Source organism: Gluconobacter sp. P1D12_c (assembly GCF_018812105.1).
GTDB lineage: Bacteria > Pseudomonadota > Alphaproteobacteria > Acetobacterales > Acetobacteraceae > Gluconobacter > Gluconobacter oxydans_A.
In genome coordinates this window covers 1-702 of the sequence record NZ_JACSIQ010000106.1, presented here as the reverse complement: position 1 = coordinate 702, position 702 = coordinate 1, and the positions used below count along the sequence as shown (strand labels likewise).

The window sequence follows — 702 nt, the reverse complement described above, 5'->3', positions numbered from 1 at the left end:
GGTAAACTACGCGGAAAGAAACCCAAGCTTTCTGAACGTCAGCAAAAAGAGCTTCGCCGGATGTATGATACCGGCGATTACTCCATCAGCGATCTTTCAGAACTGTTTTCTATTTCTCGGCCAACTGTCTATCGAACTCTCAGCAGAACAGCCTCAACGTTCTTGTTGGGTTCACTCTAAGCGTACGTAAAGTACACTTTCGTGTCGTGACCCCTATTTGAACGAGGCGTTGCGCTGGATTCAGGAGCGGCACGGCAAGGACAACGTGATCGCTGCCATCATTCACCGGGACGAAAAAACGCCGCACCTGTCGGCCTACGTGGTGCCAAAAGACCCCGATACAGGCCGCCTGAATTGCCGCCGGTTCCTCGGTGGTGCCAAGGCCCTGAACGAGATGCAGACCGACTTTGCGCGAGTTGTGGGACGCCCTGTCGGACTGGAACGCGGCATCGAAGGAAGCAAGGCCACCCACACCAAGCTGAAAACCTACTACGGGGCGCTAGAACGGGACGCACCCGAGCACAAAAACCTGACCCCTGCTGACCTAGAACCGCAGGTGCTCAAGAAGGGGATTTTTACCCGTGTTGTGGAAGACCCTGAGCAGGTGGCAAAACGCATCAGTCAGACCGTTCAGCAGCATTATGAACCTGCCGTTCAGAGCGCCACAGTTGCCCGCACAGCGACCAAACGGGCCAAGGAAGA

2 protein-coding genes are annotated in these 702 nt (G+C 55.4%); both read left to right on the top strand.

What is annotated here, in order from left to right:
- On the top strand, window positions 1-180 hold a 180-nt coding region (locus KP705_RS15780; RefSeq protein ID WP_215764887.1), incomplete at its 5' end, for a helix-turn-helix domain-containing protein.
- 37 nt (window positions 181-217) lie between these two features.
- Window positions 218-702, top strand: a 485-nt coding sequence (locus tag KP705_RS15775; protein WP_215764886.1) for a plasmid recombination protein, incomplete at its 3' end; no start/stop codon positions are given.